The 19,898-nt window shown below is 70.8% G+C and carries 20 protein-coding genes and 2 pseudogenes; 13 read left to right on the top strand and 9 right to left on the bottom strand.

Features of this window, described 5'->3' with window-relative positions; all coding sequences use genetic code 11:
* Positions 1-27 precede the first annotated feature (27 nt).
* The 3 genes and pseudogenes from MTP03_RS12905 (at position 28) to MTP03_RS12895 (ending at position 2,528) form a co-directional block, all read left to right on the top strand.
* Positions 28-1,393: pseudogene (locus tag MTP03_RS12905) on the top strand (ethanolamine ammonia-lyase subunit EutB).
* Positions 1,390-2,220 (top strand): ethanolamine ammonia-lyase subunit EutC, encoded by an 831-nt coding sequence (gene eutC, locus MTP03_RS12900; protein ID WP_248488643.1) that lies wholly within the window; start codon positions 1,390-1,392, stop codon positions 2,218-2,220. Before MTP03_RS12905 ends, eutC begins: the two are co-directional and overlap by 4 nt.
* A 44-nt stretch (positions 2,221-2,264) precedes the next feature.
* Positions 2,265-2,528: a hypothetical protein gene (locus tag MTP03_RS12895; protein ID WP_248488642.1), complete on the top strand. Its 264-nt coding sequence runs from the start codon at positions 2,265-2,267 to the stop codon at positions 2,526-2,528.
* Between the two features lie 17 nt (positions 2,529-2,545).
* Here MTP03_RS12895 and MTP03_RS12890 read toward each other — a convergent pair whose 3' ends face one another.
* Together MTP03_RS12890 and MTP03_RS12885 are read right to left on the bottom strand one after the other, a co-directional pair.
* The gene (locus MTP03_RS12890; protein ID WP_248488641.1) at positions 2,546-3,622 is read right to left on the bottom strand and encodes an acetylserotonin O-methyltransferase; all 1,077 of its coding nucleotides are present in this window, start codon (positions 3,620-3,622) and stop codon (positions 2,546-2,548) included.
* Between the two features lie 13 nt (positions 3,623-3,635).
* Positions 3,636-4,415, bottom strand: a complete 780-nt coding sequence (locus MTP03_RS12885; protein ID WP_248488640.1) for a helix-turn-helix transcriptional regulator — start codon at positions 4,413-4,415, stop codon at positions 3,636-3,638.
* Between the two features lie 76 nt (positions 4,416-4,491).
* Here MTP03_RS12885 and MTP03_RS12880 point away from each other — a divergent pair, with 76 nt between their 5' ends.
* Positions 4,492-4,989: a glyoxalase/bleomycin resistance/extradiol dioxygenase family protein gene (locus MTP03_RS12880; protein WP_248488639.1), complete on the top strand. Its 498-nt coding sequence runs from the start codon at positions 4,492-4,494 to the stop codon at positions 4,987-4,989.
* A 24-nt stretch (positions 4,990-5,013) separates the two neighbouring features.
* On the opposite strand, the pseudogene MTP03_RS12875 reads toward MTP03_RS12880, so the two are convergent.
* From MTP03_RS12875 to MTP03_RS12865, 3 genes and pseudogenes are all read right to left on the bottom strand, one after another.
* Positions 5,014-6,236, bottom strand: a pseudogene (locus tag MTP03_RS12875) (IS110 family transposase).
* 271 nt (positions 6,237-6,507) lie between these two features.
* A complete protein-coding gene (locus MTP03_RS12870) occupies positions 6,508-6,816 on the bottom strand; it encodes an LppP/LprE family lipoprotein (RefSeq protein ID WP_248488638.1) in 309 nt (102 codons plus the stop codon).
* 5 nt (positions 6,817-6,821) lie between these two features.
* Positions 6,822-7,007 carry a hypothetical protein gene (locus MTP03_RS12865; RefSeq protein ID WP_248488637.1) on the bottom strand — a complete coding sequence of 62 codons (186 nt, stop codon included), beginning with the start codon at positions 7,005-7,007 and terminating at the stop codon, positions 6,822-6,824.
* A 112-nt stretch (positions 7,008-7,119) separates the two neighbouring features.
* Here MTP03_RS12865 and MTP03_RS12860 point away from each other — a divergent pair, with 112 nt between their 5' ends.
* Both MTP03_RS12860 and MTP03_RS12855 read left to right on the top strand, forming a co-directional pair.
* Entirely contained in the window at positions 7,120-8,115 is a 996-nt protein-coding gene (locus MTP03_RS12860; protein ID WP_248488636.1) for a glutathione S-transferase family protein, read from the top strand.
* Positions 8,116-8,173: 58 nt separating this feature from the next.
* On the top strand, positions 8,174-8,596 hold the full coding sequence (locus MTP03_RS12855; RefSeq protein WP_248488635.1) for a nitroreductase/quinone reductase family protein: 423 nt from the start codon (positions 8,174-8,176) through the stop codon (positions 8,594-8,596).
* 1 nt (position 8,597) lies between these two features.
* On the opposite strand, the gene MTP03_RS12850 is transcribed toward MTP03_RS12855, so the two are convergent.
* A complete protein-coding gene (locus MTP03_RS12850; RefSeq protein ID WP_248488634.1) occupies positions 8,598-10,079 on the bottom strand; it encodes an MFS transporter in 1,482 nt (493 codons plus the stop codon).
* Between the two features lie 102 nt (positions 10,080-10,181).
* Here MTP03_RS12850 and MTP03_RS12845 point away from each other — a divergent pair, with 102 nt between their 5' ends.
* The gene (locus MTP03_RS12845) at positions 10,182-10,844 is read left to right on the top strand and encodes a TetR/AcrR family transcriptional regulator (protein ID WP_248488633.1); all 663 of its coding nucleotides are present in this window, start codon (positions 10,182-10,184) and stop codon (positions 10,842-10,844) included.
* Between the two features lie 9 nt (positions 10,845-10,853).
* Here MTP03_RS12845 and MTP03_RS12840 read toward each other — a convergent pair whose 3' ends face one another.
* The 3 genes from MTP03_RS12840 to MTP03_RS12830 form a co-directional block, all read right to left on the bottom strand.
* A complete protein-coding gene (locus MTP03_RS12840) occupies positions 10,854-11,843 on the bottom strand; it encodes a MerR family transcriptional regulator (RefSeq protein ID WP_248488632.1) in 990 nt (329 codons plus the stop codon).
* Positions 11,844-11,862: 19 nt separating this feature from the next.
* Positions 11,863-12,495: a HEAT repeat domain-containing protein gene (locus MTP03_RS12835; protein ID WP_248488631.1), complete on the bottom strand. Its 633-nt coding sequence runs from the start codon at positions 12,493-12,495 to the stop codon at positions 11,863-11,865.
* A gap of 133 nt (positions 12,496-12,628) precedes the next feature.
* The gene (locus MTP03_RS12830) at positions 12,629-12,814 is read right to left on the bottom strand and encodes a DUF1508 domain-containing protein (RefSeq protein WP_248488630.1); all 186 of its coding nucleotides are present in this window, start codon (positions 12,812-12,814) and stop codon (positions 12,629-12,631) included.
* Positions 12,815-12,971: 157 nt separating this feature from the next.
* Between MTP03_RS12830 and MTP03_RS12825 the strand changes: the two genes are divergently transcribed.
* Genes MTP03_RS12825 through MTP03_RS12800 form a run of 6 tightly spaced genes read left to right on the top strand, consistent with a single transcriptional unit; the run spans position 12,972 to position 19,715 of the window.
* On the top strand, positions 12,972-14,126 hold the full coding sequence (locus MTP03_RS12825; RefSeq protein ID WP_248488629.1) for an SPFH domain-containing protein: 1,155 nt from the start codon (positions 12,972-12,974) through the stop codon (positions 14,124-14,126).
* Between the two features lie 2 nt (positions 14,127-14,128).
* A complete protein-coding gene (locus MTP03_RS12820; protein ID WP_248492364.1) occupies positions 14,129-15,349 on the top strand; it encodes a hypothetical protein in 1,221 nt (406 codons plus the stop codon).
* A 24-nt stretch (positions 15,350-15,373) separates the two neighbouring features.
* Complete coding sequence (locus tag MTP03_RS12815) at positions 15,374-15,808, top strand: hypothetical protein (protein WP_248488628.1); 435 nt, start codon at positions 15,374-15,376, stop codon at positions 15,806-15,808.
* 35 nt (positions 15,809-15,843) lie between these two features.
* Positions 15,844-18,597, top strand: coding sequence for a DNA polymerase I (gene polA / locus MTP03_RS12810; RefSeq protein ID WP_248488627.1), 2,754 nt, complete (start codon positions 15,844-15,846; stop codon positions 18,595-18,597).
* 4 nt (positions 18,598-18,601) lie between these two features.
* Entirely contained in the window at positions 18,602-19,198 is a 597-nt protein-coding gene (locus MTP03_RS12805) for a hypothetical protein (RefSeq protein ID WP_248488626.1), read from the top strand.
* A gap of 40 nt (positions 19,199-19,238) precedes the next feature.
* Positions 19,239-19,715: a GNAT family N-acetyltransferase gene (locus MTP03_RS12800; RefSeq protein ID WP_248488625.1), complete on the top strand. Its 477-nt coding sequence runs from the start codon at positions 19,239-19,241 to the stop codon at positions 19,713-19,715.
* Positions 19,716-19,898: the final 183 nt, after the last annotated feature.

Genomic DNA, 19,898 nt, shown 5'->3' with positions numbered 1-19,898 from the left:
CGCGGGGAGAGCTTCACCTTCACGTCGATGGCCGACCTACTGGCCAAGGCCACGCCGCTGCGCTCCGGCGACGAGCTCGCCGGGTGCGCGGCCGCCTCCGACGCCGAACGCGCCGCCGCCAAGTGGGCCCTCGCCGACGTCCCGCTCACCGCGCTGCTCGAAGAACTCGTCGTGCCCTACGAGTCCGACGAGGTCACCCGCCTCATCATCGACACCCACGACCGGGCGGCGTTCGCGCAGATCGCGCACCTCACCGTCGGGGACCTCCGGGACCTCCTCCTGCAGACCGCGGTGGCCGACGATGCCGGTGCCCGGCTCGCCGCGCTCTCGCCGGCGCTCACGCCGGAAATGGTTGCGGCGGTGAGTAAATTGATGCGCAACCAGGACCTGATCGCCGTCGCGCGGGCCGTTCGGGTGACCGCCGGGTTCCGCACCACGATCGGCCTGCCCGGCACCCTCGCGACCCGCTTGCAGCCGAACCACCCCACCGACGACCCGCAGGGCATCGCGGCCGCGACCCTCGACGGTCTGCTGCTCGGCTGCGGCGACGCGGTGATCGGCATCAACCCCGCCACGGATTCGCCGCACGCCACCTCGGATCTGTTGCACTTGCTCGACGAGGTGCGCACCCGCTTCGACATCCCCACCCAGTCGTGCGTGCTCAGCCACGTCACCACCACGCTGGGGCTGATCGAGAAGGGGCACCGGTCGACCTCGTGTTCCAGTCGATCGCCGGCACCGAGGGCGCCAATTCCGCCTTCGGCGTGAGCATCTCGCTGCTCGAGGAGGCGAACGCCGCCGCGCGCGAGCTCGGAAGGGCACCGTCGGGAACAACGTGATGTACCTGGAGACCGGGCAGGGCTCTGCGCTCTCGTCCGGCACCCATCTCGGTACCGGCGGCGCGCCCGTCGACCAGCAGACGCTCGAGACGCGCGCGTACGCGGTCGCGCGGCATCTCGACCCGCTGCTGGTCAACACCGTGGTCGGGTTCATCGGACCCGAATACCTCTACGACGGCAAGCAGATCACCCGCGCCGGCCTGGAGGACCACTTCTGCGGCAAGCTGCTGGGCCTGCCGATGGGGGTGGATGTCTGCTACACCAACCACGCCGAGGCAGACCAGGACGATATGGACGACCTGCTCACGCTGCTCTCGGTGGCCGGGGTGTCGTTCGTGATCACCGTGCCGGGCGCCGACGACGTGATGCTCGGCTACCAGTCGCTCGCCTTCCACGACGCGCTGTACGCGCGCCGCGCGCTCGGCCTGCGGCCCGCGCCCGAGTTCGATGCCTGGCTCGAGAAGCAGGGCATGACCGACGGATCCGGCGGGCTGCGCGACGTGGCCGTCGAGGCCTCGCCGCTCCGCGAGCTCACGGCGGGGGTGGCGCGGTGACCTCGCCCGAGCGCACCGACGGTGACGACCGCCGGCCCACCGACGGGGACTTCTGGGACGCCCTGCGCACCACCACCCAATCGCGGATCGGGTTGGGCCGCACCGGCGACGCGCTGCCGACGCGTCGGGTGCTGGAGTTCGCCGCCGCGCACGCCTCGGCCCGCGATGCCGTGCACCAGCCGCTGGACCTCGACGAGATCGTGCCGCGCGCACGCGAACTGGGGTTCGGCGAGCCCGTCGTCGTCACCAGCCGTGCCGCCGACCGCGGCGAGTACCTGCGGCGGCCCGACCTCGGCCGGGCGCCCGCCGACCTGTCCGGCCTCCCGACGGTACCCGTCGGCACCCGGCCGCCCGACGTCGCGATCGTGTTGGCGGACGGGCTCTCGCCCCGCGCGCTCGCCGATCACGGCGTGACCCTGGCCCGCGCGATCCTCGGTGCGCTGCCGTCCGACGTCGTCGTTGCGCCGCCGGTGATCGCGACGCAGGCCCGGGTGGCGCTGGGCGATCACGTCGCCCGAGCGCTCGGGGCCCGGACGCTGCTCGTGCTGATCGGGGAGCGGCCGGGTCTGTCGGTCGCGGACAGCCTGGGCATCTACCTCACCCACCGCGCCGACCCGGAGGACTTCGCGACCGGCGTCACTGACGCGCACCGCAACTGCATCTCCAACATCCACCCGCCCGAGGGGCTCGGCTACGCTGGCGCCGCCCGGATCGCCGCGGGGCTGGTCGTCGGCGCCCGGCGACTCGGCCGCTCGGGCGTCGACCTCAAGGACACGTCCCGGGCGGAGGTCGGCGGCGCACGGTCCCGCGGAGAGCTCTCGGGCTGAGCGACACGGGGCTACGCTGGGATGACCTCAGCGAAGGAGTAGTCATGGTCGCGAAGCGGATCAAGGACAACATCGACGCGGCCACCAGGATCGCGACCAACTCGGTGCACCGCGCCGGCGACATCGTCGAGGGCGCGGCCGACGTGCTCAAGGGCGATGTGAAGGGCGGGGCCGGCAAGATCGCGGCGAGCGCCGCGAACATCGCCACCACCGCGGCCTCGGAGAGCGTCAAGATCGCGAGCCAGAACCTGGACGCGGCGCGTGAGCAGTCGGACGCCGTCGCCGACAGGATGACGCGCAAGGACTGACGCCCGCCACCCGGCGGCTACCCGGGCGTCGCCTCGATCAGCGAGTGCAACGCGCCCTCGTACAGCGCGGTCCGGTGCAGGTCCGCGGCGGCGAACAGTCGGTCGAACTCGGCCGGCGAGCGCTGCCGCCCGCCGTCGGTCTGGGTCAGCATGGTGAGGTCCACCATCGGGACCAGGGGATGTGCGCGGTCGGGGTTCTGGAGGAACTCCACGAGCACGAGCCGGTCGTCCACGCGCATCGCGTCGCGGACGGAGCGCAGGATCGCGATCGCCCGCTCGTCGTCCCAGTCGTGGAGGATGTCCTTGAGCACGTAGACATCGGCCCGAACGTCGAGCGGAGCGAAGAAGTCGCGTACCTCGAGGAGCACCCGGTCGCGCACGCCCCGCCCAGCGAGGAATTCCGGTGCCTCGCCGATCGGGCCGGCCTGGTCGACGACCACGCCCCGCAGGCTCGGATCGGTAGCGAGAACGTGCGAGATGAGCGTGCCGATTCCGCCGCCCACATCGCAGATCGTCGCGCCTTCCGGCCACGGGTACAGCGCAGCCAGTTCGGGGCCGTTGTAGTCGCACAGCGCGCGCATCGCGGCGGTGAACTCCCGCTCGCTCTCCGGGTGGTCGGTGAACCACTGCCAGGTAGTGCTGCCGTTCGCGGCCTCGAACTGGGATCGGCCGGCGCGCACCGCCTCCGCGAGACGCGACCACGCGGCGCGGGTGGCCGGATTGTGGGCGTAACGGGCGTACGGGGCCGCCGGCGCGGCCGCCGCGGAGTCCCGCAGTGCCCGGCCCATCGGGGCCAGACGGTACGCCGTCCCCGCGCGCCGCACGAGGTGCAGCGATTCGGCGACGCGCAGCAGCCGCAGCAGTGCGTCCGGATCCGCGTCGACGGACGCGGCGATGTCCGGTGCGGTCCGGGGACCGTCGGCGAGCGCGTCCGGGACGCCCAGGCGGACGAGTGCGATGACCACCTCGGTTTCGTACGCGCGGTTGAGCAGGGTGAACACCCGCATCTCCGGCGGGACTGGCGCATCCGCGATCGTGTGGAGCAGGCGGCCGGCGGCGGCCCCGGTCCGGACCGCGAGCGCGGAGAGGTTCATGGACCGATTGTAGTCAGTCCCTCTGACTATTGGAAGAGCTGGATCGGTAGCCGCCCGGCGTGAAGCCGAGGACCTTGCGGAAGTCCCGGACCAGGTGGGGCTGATCGGCGTAGCCCAGCTCGGCGGCGATGTCCGCGATCGAGGTGTCCGGCTTCGTGCTGAGCAGGTGCGCGGCCTCCTGCAGCCGGCGGCGGTGGATCAGCTGCAGCGGGGTGAGCCCCACGAACCGCCGGGACAGGCGTTGAGCGGTTCGCGCCGAGACGCCGATCCTCGCGGCGGCGTCCTCGACCGTGAGGATCGCCTCGTCCTCCTCGATCGCGACGACGAGCCGATTGGCGAGCGCGGCGTCGTCGGACACCGTCGGAACCCGTGCGGTGAGCCAGGATTCGATGGCGAGGCACGCGGAACCCAGGTCGCCCCCGCTCATCGCTGCGGCGACCGCCGCGTGCAGGCCGGGGGCGTCGACGGTGGGGTAGCCGCCCAGGATCGCACGGGCGTCGTCGGTCACCGCCGGCGTCGCCGCGGGGCGTAGCAGCGCGCCGACCGCCCACCCGGTGCCGACGAGGTCGCGGTGGGTGCGCTCCGTCGTCGCGCCCGCGAGCCCGACGAGGTCGGTTTCGACCACCAGGTTGAGGGCGGGGAAGGCCAGTACGTCCTGCCGGGAGGTGCGGCCGGGGGCGATCTGCCACTGCGAGATCCAGAACCAGCGCACCAGCGCGTCCGCGCTCGGAGAAGGCGCCCGGCGCTCGAAGGTGGGCAGTTGCGCCGGGTAGAGGATGCCGCGGGGGTTCACGTTTCGATCGTAGGGGCGCGTGATCTGTCGCGAATGTTCAATCGGCCGGGTGGTCCGCGCTCGTAGCGTTATCGGCATGACAGAGAACTTCACCGCCGCGAACGGCGCGCACACCACCGACGGCGTCCCGCACTCGTTCACCTCGCTGACGCCCTTCCTCGCGATCCCGAATGCCAAGGCGGCCATCGACTTCTACACCTCGGTGTTCGGAGCCCGCTCGCTCGGCGTCACGGAGATGGGCGGCGTCGTCGTCCACGCCGAACTCGATTTCGGCAACGACCGGCTGCAGCTGGGCGAGCCCACCCCGCAGTTCGGTCTCGTCGCCATGCCCGACGGGGAAGCCGACTGCTACTCGATGGGGCTGTACTGCAGCGACGTCGACGACGTGGTCGCGCGGGCCGAGGCCGCGGGTGCCACCGTCCGGGAGCCGGTGGCGGACTTCGTCTCCGGCGACCGGTTCGGCAGCATCCGCGACCCGTTCGGCGTGCGCTGGTCGATCATGACCCGCGTCGAGGACCTCAGCGACGCCGAGAGCGCCGCGCGGGTCGAGGAGTGGGCGGCGGCCCAGGGCTGATCAGACATCCCTGGACGTTGAGTGTCAAGCAGCGACGGGATGTCGGTGGGCCCATGCGACTGCCGAGTCGTATTGGGCACCGTGGATGAGGCAGCCGTGGAGGATGCCGACGAGGCGGTTGGCGAGCTGGCGCAGGGCGGGGTTGTGCTTGAGGCCGCGGGCGCGGAGCTGGTCATAGTAGGTCTTCGCGTCTGTGTCGTGCAGCAGGGCGCAGGAAGCCTGCAGCTGGAGCGCGTCGATGAGGCGGTCGTTGTGCACGTATCGGGCTGCGACGACTCTCGTTTTGCCGGACTGTTTGGTGATCGGGCTGGTCCCGGCGTAGTTCTTGCGCGCTTTGGCGCTGCGATAGCGGCCGGGAGCGTCCCCGAACTCGGCGAGCACCCGGGCACCGAGGATCGGTCCGAGGCCGGGCTGGCTGCAGATGATCTCAGCGGCCGGGTGCCGGCCAAAATGCGCCTTCACCTCCTCTTCGAGGACGGTGATCTGCTCGATGACCACACCCAGCACTGCGACCGAGGAACGCACCGAAGCCGCATACGCGGCGGTGACCACAGCAGGTTGCCCGAGGTGCTCGCCGCGCAGGATCTGCTGCACCCGAGCCGCTTTGGCGTCCTTGTTACGGCAACCCTTGAACATCGGGAGGATCTGCCGCGGTGTGAGTTTCGCCGCCGACCCAGGATCGGGTGCCTTGGCCAGCAACGCCAGAATCGGGCGGCTGGTCAACGCCAGGTCCAGCTCCGAACAGAGGATCAGGATCGCGGGGAAGTACTCCCGCAGAGCTGATCGCAGTCGCAGCATGTGTCGGGTGCGGTCCCAGATCATGCTCTGATGCGCGCGGGTGACGACCTTGACCGCCTCGGAGATCTCCGAGTCCCGACCGGCCTCGAGGAGCTGATGCCGCCGCACCCGGACCATGTCGGCCAGGGCGTGCGCATCACCCTTGTCGCTCTTCGCGCCGGAACTGGACAGGATCTCCCGATGCCGATGCGCCTGCCGCGGATCAACCCCGAACACCCGGTACCCGGCGGCGATCAGAGCGTTCACCCACGGGCCCCGGTCGACCTCGATGCACACCAGCACGTCAGCGGCTTCACCGTCCTCGGGCAGGAACCGGCCGACGAGTTCACCGAACGCGGTGATGCCCTCGATACCCTCCCGCAAACGGGCGCGGCGCAGGACGCGGCCGTGTTCGTCTGGACCTCCACATCGTGATGGTCCTCAGCCCAATCGTCTCCGATGAACAACATTCCCGACACCTCCCTTGGCTGCAACAACACGGAACTTGCTCCGGCAGCCCTGCCGGGGAAGGTAAGTCGCGGACTAATGGACCAGTACTCACACACCTGCCGAGCAGGGCCGGCACGACATCCCAGCAGCGATCGACCTTTCCTGGCGCACCGCTGGGGGCACGATCTGACCCAAGGGCTCGAAGGCCCAGTCCGCGAGAGTGCTCACCCAGCAGCGGCTACCAGTTGCCAAGTCTGCCGAACATCGATCCAAGCTGACCGGCACTTCCCATTAGTCCGCGACCTGCGGCGGGATCGGATCCAGCGGCCGCGGGGTGTCCTGCGGCAGGGCCTGGAAGCGGACGTCGGCCCTGCCGGTGGGGTTGGCGTTCGCGTCCCCCGGGTTGAGCCACTTGAACCGGACGGTGATCTGCCCGGGGCCCCGGCTGCCGACCACATCGGTGAACGCGTCGCCCTTCGGGGTCGGGGTGCCGGCAAACTTCTTGTGGTCGAACAGGAGGATCTGGACCGGGGAGCTCCCGGTGCCGCGGTCGGTCTCGAGGCGCACCCAGTTCAGCGTGCAATCCACCGAACCGCCCATCCCGGTCACCTTCCAGGGGACGCCCGGGAACGGCGGCGCGACGGTGCGCAGCGCACCGTCGACGCGGTCCTGGGGAGCTCGGGGCAGGCGATCGGCGTCGCACCGGCGGCGCCGGTGCCGGCGATGACGGATCCGGCGCCGGTGGCGGCGGCCGCGGCGGAGAGGGCGAGGGCGATCAGAGGCTTGCGCATGGCTTCGTTCCTTCCGGTAAGGGAGGTCGACGCGGGCTCCATCGACAGGCAATGCTTGTATCGGGTAACGATCACTCGACGTTACGCCGCGGGAGTCACTAACGTGGACGCCATGAGCGAGGAGCAGGGCACCTACGTCACCGAGAACCAGCCGTACGAGCGTGACACCCGGTACATCGAGACCCGCATCACCAGGGACGGCCGGGACGGCTATCCCGTCGAACCGGGCCGGTACCGACTGGTCGCCTCGTACGCCTGCCCCTGGGCCACCCGCACCATCATCGTCCGTCGGCTGCTGGGTCTCGAGGATGCGATCTCCCTCGGGATCGCCGGCCCGACGCACGACAAGCGGTCGTGGACCTTCGACCTCGACCCCGGTGGCCTTGATCCCGTGCTGCAGATCCCGCGGCTGCAGGACGCCTACTTCAAGCGAGTCCCGGACTACCCGAAGGGGATCACGGTGCCCGCGATCGTCGACGTCCCGACCGGGGCGGTGGTGACCAACGACTTCCCGCAGATCACACTCGATTTCTCGCTCGAGTGGACGGACTTCCACCGCCCAGGCGCGCCGCAGCTCTACCCGGAGGACCTGCGCAGCGAGATCGACGAGGTGAACAAGCTGGTCTACCGCGACGTCAACAACGGGGTGTACCGCTGCGGCTTCGCGGGTTCGCAGGAGTCCTACGACGCCGCGTACGATCAGCTGTTCTCGCGGCTCGACTGGCTCTCCGAGCGCCTCGCGACGCAGCGGTACCTGGTGGGCGACACCATTACCGAGGCCGACGTGCGGTTGTTCACCACGCTCGCCCGGTTCGATCCGGTGTACCACGGTCACTTCAAGTGCAACCGGGAGAAGCTCAGCGAGATGCCGGTCCTGTGGGCGTACGCGCGGGACCTGTTCCAGACCCCGGGCTTCGGCGACTCCACCCACTTCGACCACATCAAGCGGCACTACTACGAGGTGCACCGCGACATCAACCCGTCGAGCATCGTGCCGAAGGGGCCGGACCTGCAGAACTGGTTCACCCCGCACGGACGGGAGAAGCTGGGCGGCAGCCCCTTCGGCGCCGGCACCGCGCCCGCGCCGCTACCTGTGCCCGCGGGCTGACACCGCGGACGAGGTCACCGATCTCCCTGCCGCCCCTGCTAGGGCGCATGATGATGCCATGAACGACTTCAATCAGGGCATCATCGACGAGTTCCGCGCCAACAACGGCACCGTGACCGCCATGGGGTTCGGGCGGGCGCTCGCGCTCGTCCACAGCACGGGCGCCAAATCGGGTGAGCCGCGGGTGAACCCGTTGGCTGCGATCCGCGACGACGAGGGCTGGCTGCTGCCGGCCTCGGCCGGCGGCTCGCCGACGAACCCCGCCTGGTACCACAACCTCAAGGCCCACCCGGACATCGAGATCGAGTACCCGAACGACGACGACGGGATCTCCACGGCACTGGTCACCGCAACGGAGCTGATCGGCACCGCACGCGACGAGGCGTGGGAGCGCTTCAAGGCCCGCTCGGCCGGGTTCGCCGAGTACGAGAAGACGGCGCAGGGGCGCGTGATCCCCGTCTTCCGCCTCACCCCGCGCTGAGTCAGCAGGCCACGGGCTCCGGCGCGACGGGAGTCCGCTCGCGCAGCACGACGAAGGCGGCGGCCGCGGTGAGCACGAGCAGCAGGCTCGACACGCCCACCGTGGTGGTCAACGCGTCGACCCAGGCCGAGCGGGCCGCGTCGGCGAGGGCCGCACCGTCGGGCCCGCCGGACTCGCCGGCCCGTGCCAGCGTGTCGCCCAGCGTGCGCGACATGCCGTCGTGCCGGGTGAAGACCGCGGTGGCGACCGAGCCGAGCACGGCCAGGCCGGTGGCGGTGCCGAGCTCGAAGCTCATCTCGGACATCGACGATGCCTGGCCCGCGCGCTCGGGCGGCGCCGACGCGAGGGCGACCGCCGAGACGAACGTGAACAGGGTCCCGTAGCCGAACCCCGCCACCACGGTGCCCAGCACGTACAGCCAGGCGGGCCCGTTCGTGCCCAGCCCCACCAGCAGCACCTGGCCGAGGGCGGCGAACAGGAGCGCCGCGACGAACGTGGTCCGGCGGCCCAGGTACTGCTCGATCCACGGTGCGCGCATCGAGAAGTACGCGACCGACGCCGCGGCGGGCAGGCCCAGGAAAGCAGCGGCGAGCACGTCGAACCCGACCACGGATTGCAGGTAGATCCCGGTGAGGTACGACATCGAGCTCAGCGTGGAGATCGCTATCACGGTGCCGACGATCGCCATGGCGAACACCCGGTTCCGGAACAGGTCGAACGGAATCAGCGGGTGCGGGGTGCGCCGCTGCTGCATGATGAACGCGATCAGCATCGCGACTCCGGCCGCTGCGATCAGCACCGTCGACAGGTGTACGCCGTGTCCGGCCGCGGATTTGACGGCGTAGACGATCGGGAAGATCGCCGCCATCGACAGCGCGACGCCCACGAGGTCGAACGGCGCCGACGATCCGGTCCGGAACTCGGGGATCAGGAGGGGCCCGGCCACCAGGAACGCGAGGAACACGGGCGCGTTGATCAGGAACACCGACCCCCACCAGTAGTGGTGCAGGAGGACGCCGCCGATCACGGGGCCCACGGCCATACCGAACGAGAAGGCGGCGGTCCAGACGCCGACCGCGACGCCGCGCGCCCTGGCGTCGCGGAACATGTTCGCGATCAGCGCGAGGCTGGCGGGGAGCAGGGTGGCGCCGCCGACGCCCATCAGGGCGCGGGCCGCGATCAACAGGCCGGGCGTGGGGGAGAAGGCCGCGATCACCGACGCCACGCCGAACAGTCCAGCGCCCCAGGTCATCAGCCGACGCCGGCCCCAGCGATCGCCCAGGTTGCCCATCGTGATGAGCAGGCCGGCGAGCATGAACGGGTAGATGTCGAGGATCCACAGCTGTTGCGCGGAGGTCGGGTTCAGCGCGGTGGTGAGGTGCGGCATCGCCAGGAAGAGCACCGACGCGTCCATCGACACCAGGAACACCGGCAGGAGGAGGGCCGCGAGACCGGCCCAGGCGCGGCGCGGGGTGGTGGACACGAGAGGCTCCTTGGTACGAGACGGGTGCGTACGCCGTACGCATCGGGGGTGGGTACACTGTACGCAGACCGATCCAGTGAGGTCAACGGAGAAAGGGCGCCGGTGTCGGAGACCACTCTTACCCGGGAGGCGATCGTCGCCGAGGGCGTCCGGCTCGCCGACGAGGGCGGGCTCGGCAAGGTCTCGATGCGGCGGATCGCCGACGCACTGGGCTCCGGCGCGATGTCGCTCTACCGTCATGTGCCGGACAAGGACGCCCTGCTGCGCGACATGACCGCCGCGGTCGGCGCCGAGTACCTGTACCCGGACGAGCTCATGGGGGCCCCGGACTGGCGTCGTCGCGTGCACGCCGCGGCCGAGGCGGACATGCGCCTGTACCTGCACCACCCCTGGGTGCTGCTCGCCCACACGATGCCGCGCGCGGCGATGGCGCCGTCGGCGATCTCCTGCTTCAACTGGCTCGTCGAGGCGCTCGTCCACCTCACCGGCTCGGTGCCGGAGGCCGCCGAGCTCTCCCTGCACGTCTGGAATCACGTGCAGGGCGCGGGGATCGGCGCGGTCGGGCAGCTGCTGCTGGCCCCCGGTTCTTCGCTCGAGGGCGCGGGATTCGTCGCCGACCTCGCGGACAATCCGCTCGTGGCGGACTTACCGCTGCTGCGGGAGCTGACCGAGGTGGACCGCCCGGACCTGTGCTCCGCGATGCCGCTGCTGCATGCGGGGATCGAGGCGCTCTGCGACGGGTTCGCCGCGCGCTACGCCGGCTGAACCCGCTCCTCAGCGTTCGTCCCGCTGCTGCAGGATGAACGCGGCAGTGCCCGCGATGCGTGCGTCGACGTCGCCCGTGAGCGCGCGCAGCGCGACCTCCGCACCGGCGGTGGGGATCTCGGCGAGGGCCTGCACCGCCCGTTGACGAACGGCGTAGTCGCCCGGATCCCGGGCGATCGTCGCGAGTTCGGCGCTGACGGTCTCCCCGCCCGGGTCCGCGGCCGCGATCACCCCGAGCGACTCCGCCGCGTCGACGTCCTTCTCACCGTCCCGCACCATCCGCAACAGCTGCGGCGTGGCCGTGGCGTCTCCGCGCCGGCCCAGGGCGACGGCGGCGAGCGCGCGCACCGCCCCGTCGTCGTGATCGAGGGCGCGCCGCAGCGCCGATGCCTGGCCGGGGAGCTCGGCGAGGGCCTCCGCTGCGCGGCGCCGGATCACCGGCTCGGGGGAGTCGAGCGCGGCGACCAACCGGGCGACGTCGCGCGAATCGCCCTGTGCCAGTGCCCAGCGCAACGCGCCCGCCACGTTGGTGCTCTCCTCCCTCAGGAGGGCCTCGGCCAGCGCGTCGGTGGGGGCGCGCCCCGCGCTCGTGAGGGCGGCGTGTTGCCGGGCCGCGGGCGTCACGTCGTCGAGCCGGGAGAGCAGGCCCACGACGTCGAGAACCTGCTCCCAATCGGTCGGTCCGGTCGCGGCGACCTGCCGCAGCCGCTCCAACAGCTCGGTCTCCCGGCGAATCCGCTCCCGGCTCCGGGCGATCATGTCGGCGACCAGCCGGTCGGGTGCGAAGGACGGGTCGTCGAGCGCGCGCCGGATCTCCTTGAGGGACAGCCCGAGTGAGCGCAGGCTCTCCACGTGGAAGATCCGCCGGATGTCGTGCTCGGAGTACTCGCGGTAGCCGCCGAACGACCGGCCGGACGGGCGGACCAGGCCCAGCGAGTCGTAATGCCGCAGCATCCGCGCGCTGACGCCCGACCGCGTCGCCACCTCGCCGATCCGCATCGTCCTGCCCCTCCTACTGTCAAGCGTGCTCGCCCAGCGCGGCCACGCGCTTCGCCTCGTGCATCGAGCCCGCGAACCCGGAGTCGGGATCGTCCAGCAATCGGATCGTATCGGCGATGTGGGCGCGCACCGCGTCGTTCGGTGCGGCCACCGCCGCGAGCGCGGCGAGGCCCTCGTCGCCGAGTGCGACGAGCGCCCGGCTCAGGCTGCGCCGGGTCTCGACGCCGCCGTGCCCCAGCCGGGTCGCCAGGGTGCGGGCGGCGGACCGTCGGGCATCCGGGCCCGGTGCCAGGGCGACGACGGTGCGCCACGCCGCCGTCGCGACGCCGTCCTCCGGATCGCCTGCCAGCGCGACCGCCTCCGGGAAGGCGACGCCCGCGTCGGCGGGGCCGATCTTCGAGAGCGTGTGCAGGGCCTGGCTCCGCGCCTGGGGGGCGGCCGATGCGAGCTCCGCGCGGAGCAGCGGCACCGTCGTCCCGGCGGGGAGGCGGGCCAACGCCCAGGTCAGCATGTCCCGGACGAAGAAGTCCGGTTCCACTGCACACCGCGCGATCAGCGCGTTCGCGGCGTCCGGGTCGGCTGCGGTCCCCGCCGCGAGTGCGGCGCGCAGACGGGTCGAGGGATCTCGATGGTCGAGCATTGTGAGGGCCATGGTGGCCACCTCCTTCCGAGGTGCCCACCAGTGCAGACCTTCGCACGGTGTGAAGGTCAAGTCCCGCAGGTCGGGACGGGTCGGGGAGGGCGCCCGCGGCGGCCCTCCCCGACACTCGAATCGCGCGCGGCGATCACTCCTTGTCGACGTCGACCACCTTCGCGCCGTCGGCGGCGCGCGTGACCGCGGCGGCACCGTCGTGCGCACCCTTGCGGGTCGCGTAGGCCTGGCCCGAAGCCACGACCTCGCCGTTGCCGGCCTTCAGACGGAACCGGAACTTGCCGGCGTTGTCCTCGTACACCTCGAACTTGCCTGCCATATCGAGCACCTTTCTCGCGGTGATCCCCGTGGGTGGGGCTGGATGAAGCCTAGAGGTGTTCCACCGCTTCAGCGAGGGCTCAGCCGACTCCAAGGACGCTGGCTATCGTGGATTCCGACAACGGCAGCGACCGGAGAGGTACGCGTACATGGGCTTCATGGACCGGGTTCGGGGCGAACTCGTCGACATCATCGAGTGGCTCGAGGACGACCGCTCGACGATGGCGTGGCGATTCCCGCGCTACAACAACGAGATCAAGAACGGCGCGCAGCTGATCGTGCGCGAGGGCCAGGAGGCGCTGTTCGTCTACCGCGGGCAGCTCGCCGACCGGTACGGGCCCGGCAACTACCAGCTGGTCTCCGAGAACATGCCGATCATGTCCACGCTGCAGGGCTGGCCGCACGGGTTCAAGAGCCCCTTCCGCAGCGAGGTCTACTTCATCAACAGCCGCCCCATCACCGACCTTCGGTGGGGCACGGCCAATCCGATCACCATCCGGGACCAGGACTTCGGCATGGTCCAGGTGCGCGCCAACGGGCTGTGCGTGGTGCGGGTCGTCGACGCCCCGACGTTCCTGCGCCAGATCATCGGGACCGATTCCGCCGTGGATTCCGACGAGATCGCCGAGCTGCTGCGACGCACCATCACCACCGCCTTCTCCGAGATGCTGATCGAGACCGGCGTGGGCGCGATCGACCTGCAGGCCCGGCAGCGGGAGCTCGCCGCGAAGCTGCAGGAGTACGTGCAGTCCAAGATCCACCAGCAGTACGGACTCGCGTGCGAGGCCGTCGAGCTGAACATCACCCTGCCCGAGGAGATCACGCAGGCCATGACCCGCGGCGTCGCCCGCGGTGTCGAGGAGCGCGGGTACTACGGCAACGTCGGTGACATGAACCGGTTCCAGCAGGGGCGTGCCGCCGACGCGATGCTCGGCGCCGCGACCAACGAGGGCGGCGGCGGAGCCGGCGACTTCCTCGGCGCCGGCATGGGCATGGCGATGGGGCAGCAGTTCGCGCAGAACTTCCAGAACCAGGCTCAGGGACAACAGGCGCAAGGCCAGCCGGGCCAGGGCCAGCCGGGGCAGGGCCAGCAGGCCGGGCCGCCGCCGCTGCCGAACGCGCAGGTCTTCCACGTCGAGCAGAACGGGCAGTCCGCGGGGCCGTTCCCGATCGAGCAGCTGCGCGGCATGAACCTGACGCCGCAGACCCTGGTGTGGGCGTCCACGTTGTCCGGATGGACCGCGGCCGGTCAGGTGCCTGCCCTCGCGTCGTTGTTCGGGCCGACCCCGCCGCCGCTCCCGCCGAGGTCGTAGCAGTGACCGCACCTCAGCCGCCGCAGCAGCCGCAGCCGTCCCCGCTCCCGCAGCCACCGCCGCTCCCACAGCCGCGCCCGCTGGCCGGATCGCCGGCGGCGGCACCGTCGGCGAACGACCGCGAGATGCTGCACCTGACCGAGCAGACCCGCACCTACCCGTGCGCCAACTGCGGCGACGCGTTGGTGTGGGACCCGGCCGTCGGACAACTGCGTTCGCCCAGTTGCGGCAGCACCTACCCCGTGCTGCTGGACGCGAGCAAGCACTTGAGCCCGCACCCACTGGGACCGACCCTGGCGGAGCTGCGGGCGCGGGCGCAATCCGCCGAGCAGGTGCAGGTGGTCGACCACGAGGTGGTGTGCCAGAGCTGCGGCGGCCACACGCTGTTCAGCGGCACCCTCACGGCGGTCCGGTGTCCGTACTGCAACACCCCGATCCAGCGCACCGACGTGCAGGTGGCGCCGGCGCGGCTGCCGATCGACGGGATCCTGCCGCTTCGGGTCGGCGAGGACAGCGCGCGGCAGAACATCGAGGCCTGGGTCAACAGCCGCTGGTTCGCGCCGCGCGAGTTCAAGAAGTACCGCGTCCTGGGCTCGTTCACCAGCGTCTACCTGTCGTACTACAGCTACGACGCCGAGGTCACCACCGACTACTCGGGGGCGCGCGGTACCACCCGCACCCGGCGCGACCGCGACGGCAACGTTGAGACGTACACCGATTGGTGGCCCGTGAGCGGGCGGGTGCACGACAGCATCCGGCAGCTGACCGAGTCGGCGAACACGGGCCTCGACGGCGACCGCGTGCGCGAGCTCGAACCGTGGCCCACCGAGCAGGCGGTGACGTACACGCCCGAGTTCGTCGCGGGGCACCTCGCGCGGACCTACGACGGTGACGCGGGCCAGGTCTTCGAGGCGCAGGCGCGGGGCCGGATCGAGAACATCGTCGAGAACACGGTCCGGCGAGACATCGGCGGGGACGCCCAGCGGATCACCCGTATGAACCCGGTGTATCAGTCGGTCGACTTCCTCTACCTGCTGATGCCGGTGTGGCTGCTGACCGTGACTTTCGCGGACAAGCCGTTCCAGGTGTTCGTCAACGGGATCACCGGCGAAGTCCAGGGCCAGCGGCCGTGGAGCGCGATCAAGATCGCGTTCGCCGTGCTCGCCGCGCTGATCGTCGTCGGGCTGGCGGTATACCTGTACATGCAGGCGCGCGGCGGGTAGCCGGGGCGTACGAGGAGGAACGTGATGTCGTGGGTGATCCTGGTCCTGTTGGGGCTGGTCGTGCTGGCGGTGCTCGTGGCGACGGGGTTCGCCATCGCGCTCGTCCGCAACAGTCGCCGGCAGCAGCAGGCGGAGGCGGCCATGCCGTTCCCGTCGCGCGCGCCGCTGTCGTGGTCCGGCTCGCACGTCCCCGAGGCGCGGCTGCACCGCCGCATCCGCACGGCGCTCCGTTCGCTCGACCAGCCCGCGGGGGCGCTGTCCGCGGCGCAGCTCGACGCGCAGGTCACGCTGACCGTCACCGCGCAGGAGATCGACGACCGGCTGGTGACGATCGCCGCGCTGCCGGAGACGGAGAAGGGGCCGGCGCTGCAGGCCGCCACCGCGGACGTCGCCGACCTCGAGCGACGGATCGCCGACACCGTCGTCACGCGGCCGCACCAGCCTCCCTCGGCGACCTGACGAAAGCTGTCGGAGTCGATCACTAGACTGCCGGTGTGACTTCAGCGAACCCCCCGGCCACCGTCGCGCCCGCCCCCGGATCGTCGGCGGAGGTGGGGGAGCGGCCCACGATGCTCCTCATCGACGGGCACTCGATGGCGTTCCGCGCGTTCTTCGCGCTCCCGCTCGACGGTGGCCGTTTCCGCACCAAGTCCGGGCAGCCGACGAACGCCGTGTACGGCTTCACCTCGATGCTGATCAAGCTGCTCAAGGAGGAGGCGCCCGGGTACGTGGCCGCGGCGTTCGACGTCTCGCGGCAGACGTTCCGCGCCGAGATGTACCCCGAGTACAAGGCGCAGCGCTCCTCCGCACCCGACGACTTCCGGGGCCAGGTGGACGTGGTGAAGGACGTGCTCACCGCGATGGGCATCCCCACCATGGCGCAGGAGGGGTACGAGGCGGACGACATCATCGCCACGATGACGACGCAGGCGCAGGCGCAGGGCTTCAAGGTGCTCATCGTCACGGGTGATCGGGACGCGCTGCAGCTGGTCAACGAGAACGTGACGGTGCTCTACCCGCGTAAGGGTGTCTCGGACCTCACCCGGTTCACCCCGGAGGAGGTGGAGGCGAAATACGGCCTCACCCCGTCGCAGTACCCGGACTACGCGGCGCTGCGCGGCGACCCGTCGGACAACCTGCCCGGCATCCCCGGCGTCGGCGAGAAGACTGCGGCCAAGTGGATCCGCGAGTACGGCAGCCTCGAGGGGCTCGTGGAGAACGTCGACAAGGTGCGCGGCAAGGTGGGGGATTCGCTGCGCGAGAACCTCGCCACGGTGCAGCTGAACCGGCAGATCACCGAGATGGTGCGCGACATGTCGTTGCCCTACGTCCCGGCCGACCTCGCGCTGCAGCCGTGGAACCGTGAGGCCATCCACCAGCTGTTCGACGATCTGGAATTCCGGGTCCTGCGCGACCGGATCTTCACCGAGCTGGCCTCGTCGGAGCCGGAGGCGGACGAGGGTTTCGAGATCTCGGGCGGCATCGTCGCCGCCGGCACCGTCGCCGACTGGCTCGCCGAGCACGGCGCCTCGGGGGAGCGGTCCGGGCTGGGCGTGGTCGGCCCGGAGGTCGTCGTCGACGGTGACGCGGAGGCGGTCGTGATCGCCGCCCCGGACGGCGAGGGCGGATACATCGAGCTGTCCTCCCTGACGCCCGAGGACGAGGCGGCGCTCGGGGCGTGGCTGGCCGACGAGGCACAGCCGAAGGCGGTGCACGAGGCGAAGTGGGCCATGCACGCGCTGGAGAGCCGCGGCTGGGCGCTCGGCGGCCTCACGTCGGACACCGCCATCGCGGCGTACCTGGTGCGCCCGGGGCAGCGCAGCTTCAACCTCGACGACCTCTCGGTGCGCTACCTGCATCGCGAGCTGCGCGTGGAGTCGTCCGCCGGCGCCGACGCGCAGTTGTCGCTGTTGGACGATCCCGACGATTCGGCGGCGCAGCGGGCCCAGGAGCAGATGCTGCGGGCGCGCGCGGTGCTCGACCTCGCAGCGGCGCTGGACGTGGAGCTCGACGCGATCGAGTCGAAGCCGCTGCTGGCCGAGATGGAGCTGCCGCTGCTGCGGGTGCTCGACGTCATGGAGGCCACCGGCATCGCAGTGGACACCGCGCACCTCGAATCCCTGCACAGCGAGTTCAGCGAGCGGATCCGCGCCGCGGAGGCGTCGGCGTTCGAGGAGATCGGCGAGCAGATCAATCTCGGCTCGCCGAAGCAGTTGCAGGTGGTCCTGTTCGACAAGCTCGGCCTGCCGAAGACGAAGAAGACCAAGACGGGATACACCACCGACGCCGCGGCGCTCGAGGCGCTGTACGAGAAGGAGCCGCACCCGTTCCTGCAGCACCTGCTCGAACATCGGGACGCGACCCGGCTCAAGGTCACCGTCGAGGGCCTGCTCAAGACCGTCGCCTCGGACGGGCGGATCCACTCCACCTTCAACCAGACGGTGGCGGCCACGGGCCGGCTGTCGTCGACGGACCCGAACCTGCAGAACATCCCCGTCCGCACCGAGGCGGGGCGGCAGATCCGGCACGCGTTCGTCGCGGGCGAGGGCTACGAAACCCTGATGACGGCGGACTACAGCCAGATCGAGATGCGGATCATGGCGCACCTGTCCGGCGACGAGGGCCTGATCGAGGCGTTCAACACCGGCGAGGACCTGCACAACTTCGTCGGGTCCAAGGCGTTCGGCGTTCCGATCGACGAGGTGACGCCCGACATGCGGCGCCGGGTCAAGGCCATGTCGTACGGGCTCGCCTACGGGCTGTCGGCGTTCGGGCTCGCCGCGCAGCTGAAGATCTCCCGCGACGAGGCGAAGGAGCAGATGGAGGCGTACTTCGCCCGCTTCGGCGGCGTGCGCGACTACCTGCAGCACGTGGTCGTGGAGGCCACCCGCAACGAGTACACCGAGACGATCTACGGGCGCCGGCGCTACCTGCCGGACCTCACCTCGACCAACCGGATGCGCCGCGAGGCCGCCGAGCGGATGGCGCTGAACGCCCCGATCCAGGGCAGCGCCGCTGACATCATCAAGGTCGCGATGATCCGGCTGCACGAGAGGATCCGCGAGGCCGGGCTGAAGTCGCGCATGCTGCTGCAGGTGCACGACGAGCTGGTGCTCGAGGTGGCCGCCGGTGAGCGCGAGCAGCTCGAGGCACTGGTCCGCGACACCATGGGCGGCGCGGCGGAGCTGTCCGTGCCGCTGGACGTGTCCGTGGGCTACGGCCGCAGCTGGGACGACGCGGCGCACTAGCGCAATGGAATCGGCGGGCCGGCGGCCGGATTCCGCGATAGGGGGCGCGGTCCTCGGGATCGGGCTCGTGCTGTGGTTCGCCGCCGTGCTCTACTCGTACCTGCGGATCAGCCTGTGGGTCTTCGACCTGGTGGTGGTCCCCCTCATGTGGGTGCTGTGGGCGGTGGGTTCCACGGCGGTCGTGGTGGGCGCCGCGCTGCTGCGCCGCCCGCTGCGGTACGCGGGCAGCCTGGTCATCGTCCTCGTGGTGGCAGCGGTCAGCGTGACGGTCGGCGCATGGTGGCAGGTCTCGCCGCGGGGCTGGTTCGCCACGCACCGCGTCCTGTACGAGCGGGCGCTCGCGGTGGACCCCGGCGTCGACACCGCCGGCGCCGCCCTGCCACCGCACCTGCGGTTCCTGGCGTCGGGTGGGCGCGTACGCGGCGACGCCGATCACCCTGACACCCGGTTCTTCCCGCAGACCAGCGCGTTCCCGGAATTCTCCGGCGGGTTCCTGCATAGCCCGGGAGGGCCGCCGGAAGGTTTCAACATGCGGCCGGTGCCCTGCTTCGGACCTGTGTCGCTGGGCGGCGACTGGTGGATGTGCGGCATGGGCCGATAATCCGTTGTCGTCGGCCCGCGCATGCGCGCACACTGGATCCATGCAGGTGCAGATCGTGGGTTCGGAGCACGCCGCGACCGCAGCGCGGCTCCAGGTCGACTTCAACAGCGAGTTCGACTCGCCGACGCCGACCGTCGAGGTGTTGCAGCGCCGGTTCGCGGGCCTGATGGACGATCCGGCCGCGTTCGTCCTGTTCGCGCGCGACGGCGACCGTCCGGACGCGCCCGACCCCACCGGATACGCGGTCGTCACGCTGCGCCCCACGGTGTACTGCGAGGGCCCGCTCGCGGTGCTCGACGAACTGTACGTGGTCCCGGAGCTGCGGGATCAGGGCATCGGGACCGCGCTGCTCGCGCGGGTGATCGAGGAGGTCCGCGCCCGCGGCGGCGGCGAGATGCACATCAACGTGGACGAGGTGGACGCCGACGCGCGTCGCTTCTACGAGCGGTACGGCTTCTACAACGTGGAGCCCGGTACCGACTACCGGATGCTCTGCTACATCCGCGAACTGGAGTGAGTCGCGGCGCCGCCGCGGCGATGTCCGACCTGTGGCACGGTGGATTCATGCGACGTCGCTCGGGTGAGGCGGGATCCATGCGATCCGTCCCAGCGGTAACCGCTGGGGGCTCTGCACAGCTACACCTCGCGTCCCACGCCGGTCAGTGCGCTGCGCGCACCAGACGGCGCTCCGGGAACTCGT

This window comes from Tsukamurella sp. PLM1 (assembly GCF_023168325.1).
Classification (GTDB): Bacteria; Actinomycetota; Actinomycetes; order Mycobacteriales; family Mycobacteriaceae; genus Tsukamurella.
The sequence above is the reverse complement of the archived record's forward strand: the minus strand, read 5'-3'. Positions and strand labels throughout refer to the sequence as shown.

Coding starts and splice junctions, on each gene's coding strand:
- MTP03_RS12895 (WP_248488642.1), top strand. CDS start 2,265: ATGGTCGCGAAGCGGATCAAGGACAACATCGACGCGGCCACCAGGATC.
- MTP03_RS12890 (WP_248488641.1), bottom strand. CDS start 3,622: ATGAACCTCTCCGCGCTCGCGGTCCGGACCGGGGCCGCCGCCGGCCGC.
- MTP03_RS12880 (WP_248488639.1), top strand. CDS start 4,492: ATGACAGAGAACTTCACCGCCGCGAACGGCGCGCACACCACCGACGGC.
- MTP03_RS12870 (WP_248488638.1), bottom strand. CDS start 6,816: ATGGGCGGTTCGGTGGATTGCACGCTGAACTGGGTGCGCCTCGAGACC.
- MTP03_RS12865 (WP_248488637.1), bottom strand. CDS start 7,007: ATGCGCAAGCCTCTGATCGCCCTCGCCCTCTCCGCCGCGGCCGCCGCC.
- MTP03_RS12860 (WP_248488636.1), top strand. CDS start 7,120: ATGAGCGAGGAGCAGGGCACCTACGTCACCGAGAACCAGCCGTACGAG.
- MTP03_RS12855 (WP_248488635.1), top strand. CDS start 8,174: ATGAACGACTTCAATCAGGGCATCATCGACGAGTTCCGCGCCAACAAC.
- MTP03_RS12840 (WP_248488632.1), bottom strand. CDS start 11,843: ATGCGGATCGGCGAGGTGGCGACGCGGTCGGGCGTCAGCGCGCGGATG.
- MTP03_RS12835 (WP_248488631.1), bottom strand. CDS start 12,495: ATGGCCCTCACAATGCTCGACCATCGAGATCCCTCGACCCGTCTGCGC.
- MTP03_RS12830 (WP_248488630.1), bottom strand. CDS start 12,814: ATGGCAGGCAAGTTCGAGGTGTACGAGGACAACGCCGGCAAGTTCCGG.
- MTP03_RS12825 (WP_248488629.1), top strand. CDS start 12,972: ATGGACCGGGTTCGGGGCGAACTCGTCGACATCATCGAGTGGCTCGAG.
- MTP03_RS12815 (WP_248488628.1), top strand. CDS start 15,374: ATGTCGTGGGTGATCCTGGTCCTGTTGGGGCTGGTCGTGCTGGCGGTG.
- MTP03_RS12805 (WP_248488626.1), top strand. CDS start 18,602: ATGGAATCGGCGGGCCGGCGGCCGGATTCCGCGATAGGGGGCGCGGTC.
- MTP03_RS12800 (WP_248488625.1), top strand. CDS start 19,239: ATGCAGGTGCAGATCGTGGGTTCGGAGCACGCCGCGACCGCAGCGCGG.